The organism is Leadbetterella sp. DM7 (assembly GCF_040829825.2).
GTDB lineage: Bacteria > Bacteroidota > Bacteroidia > Cytophagales > Spirosomataceae > Leadbetterella.
The window spans coordinates 1-5,732 of sequence record NZ_JBFOLH020000033.1; the positions used below are offsets into that span (position 1 = coordinate 1).

Annotated in this window: 6 protein-coding genes and 1 tRNA gene; 3 read left to right on the forward strand and 4 right to left on the reverse strand. The window is 45.5% G+C overall.

Going from position 1 to position 5,732, the window contains the following annotated elements; genetic code table 11:
- Positions 1 to 175: 175 nt before the first annotated feature.
- Both AB2U10_RS18970 and AB2U10_RS18975 read right to left on the reverse strand, forming a co-directional pair.
- Complete coding sequence (locus AB2U10_RS18970; RefSeq protein ID WP_367916660.1) at positions 176 to 1,360, reverse strand: anhydro-N-acetylmuramic acid kinase; 1,185 nt, start codon at positions 1,358 to 1,360, stop codon at positions 176 to 178.
- A 41-nt stretch (positions 1,361 to 1,401) separates the two neighbouring features.
- On the reverse strand, positions 1,402 to 2,724 hold the full coding sequence (locus AB2U10_RS18975) for a 4Fe-4S dicluster domain-containing protein (protein ID WP_367916661.1): 1,323 nt from the start codon (positions 2,722 to 2,724) through the stop codon (positions 1,402 to 1,404).
- A gap of 182 nt (positions 2,725 to 2,906) precedes the next feature.
- Here AB2U10_RS18975 and AB2U10_RS18980 point away from each other — a divergent pair.
- Positions 2,907 to 2,979, forward strand: a tRNA-Phe gene (locus AB2U10_RS18980).
- 173 nt (positions 2,980 to 3,152) lie between these two features.
- On the opposite strand, the gene AB2U10_RS18985 is transcribed toward AB2U10_RS18980, so the two are convergent.
- Together AB2U10_RS18985 and AB2U10_RS18990 are read right to left on the reverse strand one after the other, a co-directional pair.
- Positions 3,153 to 4,136 carry an ISAon1 family transposase gene (locus tag AB2U10_RS18985; RefSeq protein ID WP_493820775.1) on the reverse strand — a complete coding sequence of 328 codons (984 nt, stop codon included), beginning with the start codon at positions 4,134 to 4,136 and terminating at the stop codon, positions 3,153 to 3,155.
- Positions 4,118 to 4,507: an ISAon1 family transposase N-terminal region protein gene (locus AB2U10_RS18990; RefSeq protein ID WP_493820777.1), complete on the reverse strand. Its 390-nt coding sequence runs from the start codon at positions 4,505 to 4,507 to the stop codon at positions 4,118 to 4,120. Before AB2U10_RS18990 ends, AB2U10_RS18985 begins: the two co-directional genes overlap by 19 nt.
- 138 nt (positions 4,508 to 4,645) lie before the next feature.
- Between AB2U10_RS18990 and AB2U10_RS18995 the strand changes: the two genes are divergently transcribed.
- The gene (locus AB2U10_RS18995) at positions 4,646 to 4,996 is read left to right on the forward strand and encodes an ISAon1 family transposase N-terminal region protein (RefSeq protein ID WP_367916663.1); all 351 of its coding nucleotides are present in this window, start codon (positions 4,646 to 4,648) and stop codon (positions 4,994 to 4,996) included.
- On the forward strand, positions 4,989 to 5,732 hold a 744-nt coding region (locus tag AB2U10_RS19000), incomplete at its 3' end, for an ISAon1 family transposase (RefSeq protein WP_493820774.1). The genes AB2U10_RS18995 and AB2U10_RS19000, both read left to right, overlap by 8 nt.

Here is a 5,732-nt window from a genome sequence, read left to right on the forward strand (position 1 = left end):
GCTCCAATCAATGAGACTGTTTTAAAATATCAAGTTCCAGCAACCACAAAAAACTGAACTGAAAGCGTATTTAAATAAAAGCAAATACGGTCAACTGTATTCAGGCATCGACATTCCATAACTTTTAGTTTTTCACTTTTAACTGTTCACTGGTATATGCCTTATGTAGTTTACCTCAGGCCGGGAAGCTTACCTTGCCCATGCTTACCGTAGGCACTCTTTGCCCGAACTGCACCCTGCCTCCGGCCAGGGCCTCATTTGCCAGGGTAGCAAAGAGCACGGCCTCCTTGGCATCGCCATGGATGCCAATCTCATTGGTTTTGAGAAATTCCGTTTCCCGGAGCCCCTCTTGCAGGAAAGAAACGATGAGCGGATTGTGCATGCCTCCGCCACTCATAAAAACCTTTTCAGGCCTGATCCCGCAGCTTTTCAGGCAATCCAGGATGGTATCGGCCGTAAACTTACACAAGGTGGCCAATACACTTTCGGGATACAGATCTGCCGAATACGAGGCTTCCTGTGCCCTTTCCAGGTAGGCCAGGTTAAAGAGCTCGGGGCCGGTGGTCTTGGGCACCGGTGTTTTGAAAAACGGGTCATTTTTCAGGGCTTCCAGGAGCTTTTCATCCACTTTTCCGGTCCGGGCTATTTCAGCATCTTTATCGTACGGCCGGTTATAATATTTCTGTACGAAGGCATCCAGCAGCGTATTGCCCGTACCCGTATCGGTAGCGAACACTTTTTCCGGGTCCAGATCTCCCGAAAGGAAGGTAAAATTGGCTATTCCACCCATATTCAGCAGGATACGGTCTTCGCCTTTTTTCGAGAAAATGAGATAATCCCCATAAACAGCCAGCGGTGCTCCCTCTCCCCCGGCAGCACAATGCTTTTGCCGGAAGTCGGAAAGGGTGATAATCCCCGTTTTCATGGCCAGGTGGTCACCATCGCCGATCTGCAGCGTGGCATTGGGAAACTTCTCCAGCCGATGCAGGATTTTCGGCGAGTGAAATACGGTCTGGCCATGGCTGGCAATACAGTCCACTTCTTCTTTCCTTACACCCCATTCTTCCAGTGCCCGGTTGATCATTTCGCCGTGGATATTGCCGATATAGGGGTTCAGCACACACAGCTGCTGAAATGAAATGGTTTCTTTGGCAAATACTTTCCGGATCTCGTTTTTCAGCTCTTCGGGGTAATCTTCGGTTTTGAACCGGAGCACCTCTACCTCTGTCTCCAAGCCGGAGCCGCTATATGCACATAGGGCTATATCCAGCCCGTCAAGCGAGGTACCCGACATCAGTCCGATGATCTTCCGGGTGGGTTTACGGGCTATGTCGTACAGCTGTTGAATGTTGGTGTTCATAGGAAAGCGCCGGTTAGCTATTCAAATGTAGGAAGAACTTTTTAATCCCTCACCCACTCCATCCGCTGATCCGGTGAAAATTTCCATGGCGCCATATTGGTTTCCAGGTTCTGGAACATCATGTTCCACGACTGCGGCGCCTTGCTCTCTTCCATCACCCGGTAACGGCGGAGCTCCAGGATAATGCTGAGCGGATTGATCATTACGGGGCATTCCTGCACACAGGCATTGCAGGAAGTGCAGGCCAGGATTTCTTCGTCAGAAATGTAATCGCCTAGCAGGGTCTTTTCATCTGTATAGTCATACCCGTTTTTCAGCCAGCCTTTCTGGATGTCCTCCAGGCGGTCACGGGTATCGGTCATGATCTTCCGGGGCGAAAGCAATTTGCCGGTCTGGTTGGCCGGGCAGGCCGAAGTACAGCGGCCGCACTCGGTACAGCTGTAGGCATCCATCAGGCTTTTCCAGCTCAGGTCGGTAACGTCTCTGGCTCCGAAACGTCCCACTTCTCCCGGGTTTTCAGGAGCTTGGGCTATCCCCAGCATAATTTTTACTTCCTCAGACACCGCCGGCATATTGCGCATCCTGCCTTTGGCATCCAGGTCACCGAAATAGGTATTGGGAAAAGCCAGGATAATGTGCAGGTGCTTGGAGTACGTCAGGTATACCATAAAGAACATGATTCCCAGGATATGGAACCACCAGGTAAACCGCTCAAGGGCCACCAAAGCCTGGTCTGAAAGCCCGTCAATGGCCGGCGCTATAAACCCGCTGATCAAAAACGCTCCCGTTCTGACTTCTCCAAAATGTCCGTAATCACGGGTTTGAAGAATATAATCTGCTGCATTCATGGTCAGGAAGGCCGCCATCAGAACAATTTCAAGGGTCAGGATAATATTGGCATCCAGGAAAGGCCAGCCTTTCATTTCCCGGTGGCGGGCAGGCTGGAATCTTTCTACTTTGAGGATATTTCTGCGCACCAGGAAAACCGCACAGGCCAGCAGCACGCCAAAGGCAAGAATTTCAAAAAAATTCAGGACAAACGGATAAAATGATCCCAAAGGCCGGCTGAAAATGCGGTGCGTGCCCAGCAGTCCGTCCAGCACAATTTCCAGCATTTCAATGTTAATGAGCACAAAGCCCGCATAAACCATAAAGTGAAGTATTCCTACCACAGGTTTCCGGAACATCTTCTTCTGGCCCAATGCCAGCAAAAGCATATTTCTCAACCTTTCCTTCCGCCGGTCGGTACGGTCTTCGTCTTTGCCCAGCTGAATGGTCTTTCTGATCAGGAAAACCCGTTTGCCGGCCAGGTACCCTGTTACGCCCAGAGCTATCAGGAAGAGAATTTGCGGTATAAATTGCATTGCCCGAGAATGTTGATTGAATAGAATAGTATGCGTGCATACCAATTACAAATATCGTTAATTTTTTGATATGCCCAAGGTTTACAAATATTTTTTAAAAAAAGTTACCGGTATTGTTGTTTACTTAAAGTTAATGGCTAATTTTGCACTCCCAACACGGGAATGGTGGTGAGATCACACCTGGTGATGTAGCTCAGTTGGTAGAGCAAAGGACTGAAAATCCTTGTGTCGGCGGTTCGATTCCGTCCATCACCACGCTAAAAATAAAGCAGTTATGAATTAAAACGCATAACTGCTTTTTTGTTAGGTACCACATAGGTACCACATTGTTATTTACTAATAAACAAGCTTTTACACCTTATAATTCCATTGGCTATTGCCTTTTTGTGAATAATGGATCAATAGCAAAACTTGTGGAGAGTTAGATTTTAGGCATAGATTTGACAAAGTCTGAAGAGGAAGAATTGGGTATTTCGTACGCCACGGAACTGCGCTCTAAAAGCTTTGATCTTTGCGTTGAAAGATTCAGCTGCGGCATTGGTGGATCTGTTGTCAAAATAATTCAGAATAGTTTCGTAGTGATTTTCTATTGTTTTAGCTACCGTATTAAAAACTTTGAATCCGGCTTGACGTACTTTCTCATGCCACCTGGCTAACCTGGTCAAGGCGTATATTTTTTCAGGGGTATGGTTAAAGATATACCGTAAATCTTCACCGAGTTGGTAGGCCTTCTTCAGGTCGGGATAACGATCGAATAAAATTTCTGCTCTTCCTTTTTGCGATGAGGTCCAATCCTTGGTGGTTTTATAGAGCACATACCTGCTTCGGGCCAATAGCTGTTTGATGGTATCTCCGTTGGGGAGAACCTCCGGCAGGTATTCTGTTTCGTTTTTTTTGGCCTGCTCGATAGCTTCATTTTCTCGATCCAATGCCTCCCACCGGTATTTTATTCTCATCTCCTGAACAGCTTCTGAAGCCAGTCGCTGAACATGGAATCGATCCGAGACCAGTACGGCTTTAGGGAAAGAGTGTTTGACGATCACTCCCCTGTTAGCCGCCAGATCAAGCGTTACTTCCTCTACCTTATTGCGTTTATTCTTAGGAACTTTACGCAACACTTCAATGACATCTTCTGCCTTCGTACCCGATACAATAGCTACGATACTTCCCTTTTTGCCTTTGGCAGATTTGTTAGTTACGATTGTATAAAGTTCACCGTGGGATAAACTGGTTTCATCAATAGAGAGACGCTTCCCCAGATTCTGGGGATATAGTACCCATTTATCAGCATGTATTAGTTGTGTCCATGCTTTAAATTCACTCAGGTGATCTTTATACTGACGGGAAAGGGCTTTGCCATTCAATCCATAGAAACGACCGATGGTGTGGGTGTCTACCGCATGATTATCGATAGACTTCTTTTAAAAAAGCCCGCGGCGGCGTACCGTGCGAACTCCTTAGTTATCCGCGTACCGTCTGCTACTAAATCCCATGTCCTTGTCTTGACTTCGCCACTGGTCAGATCCTGCCACCTGCGACGCTTGATATGAAGAAAAACCTGAAAACCCCGAAGAGGAAAGTCCTGTATAGTTGCTTCCGGGTAGAACCCTTTTGAATGTAGTTTGAGATGTTTAAATTCCTCGGAAATATCTGCCCGCTCTTCAAAATACAAGTGAAGAACTTCTTTCTTCTCTAACTTCTCTGATTTAACAAGGGTAAAGTTGTCCACTAAAACGGAGGGCAATACTAACTTTAGTAATTCTATCGAGGTCTCTATCGCAATTCTTTTTTTACCTCACAAAGGTCGATAAATATATTCTCCGCTCCACAACTTTTTGACTTGATCCAAAATAATGGATCAAGTCGAATATTTGTGGGGCGTTAAATAATTTGATTTCTTTGCGAGAAAGAAGCGATTAAATTGACAGCAGAATCGGAGCTTATTAAACTACTCTTACCCTCGGGCTTAACAGAATATTTTGAACTGACGAAAGTAGATCAGCAGGACGGAGTATTAAATATTTATCTGCGGGAACTGAATATTGTTCCCCAGGAATACCAGCAAGATCGATTAGAATCCAAAGGTTTTCTTCCCCAGATTAGTGTGCAGGATTTTCCCATTCGTGGGAAAAAAGTATATCTCCATATTCTCAGGCGACGATGGCTGGTTCTTTCCAGTGGTCAATTAATAAGTCGGGATTGGAAGTTGGTATCAAAAGGAGCGAGAATGACACAAGAATTTGGGTTGTTCTTAAAAAAAATATTTGGATGAGTATCCTATCAGCAGCTATCAATTAGGGCATTATTTTCAGATAGATGGCAAACAATTAGGCCAACAATACAAGGATCACCTGAGTGATTTTCATGACTGGGATCAGAAAGATCACTCCGAAGACTGGCTGCTTTTTGAAGAGAACGTGGGAGATCATTTAAGTATTGATGAGACCGCTCTTTCCCAGGGAGAACTTTATACTCTTGTGACTAATAAGGCCGCTAAAGGCAGGAAAGGAGCCATTGTAGCCATGATTAAAGGTACCCAGGCCGAAGATATTATTGCAGTATTGGAGAAAATTCCATGGCATATCAGGAAAAAAGTGAAGGAGGTGACTATGGATATGGCTGCTACCATGCTCAAGTCCATAAAAAGAAGTTTTCCTAAAGCCCATCGGGTCATTGACAGATTCCACGTTCAGAAACTGGCCTTTGACGCTGTTCAGGAGTTGAGGATAAAATACAGGTGGGAAGCTCTGGATCAGGAAAATGAAGCCATAGCTAAAGCCAAGTCAAACCATAAACCTTACGAGCCGGAAGTTTTGTCCAATGGAGACAGCCTTAAACAGCTTTTGGCCCCTAGCAGATATCTCTTGTTTAAACACCACGGTAAATGGACTTTATCGCAACTCCAAAGGGCAGAATTGTTGTTTGAAAGATATCCCTTGCTGTCTCAGGCTTATAGTTTATCGATACAGTTAGGAAATATATTTGCTCATAGTAAAGCGAAGGAGAAC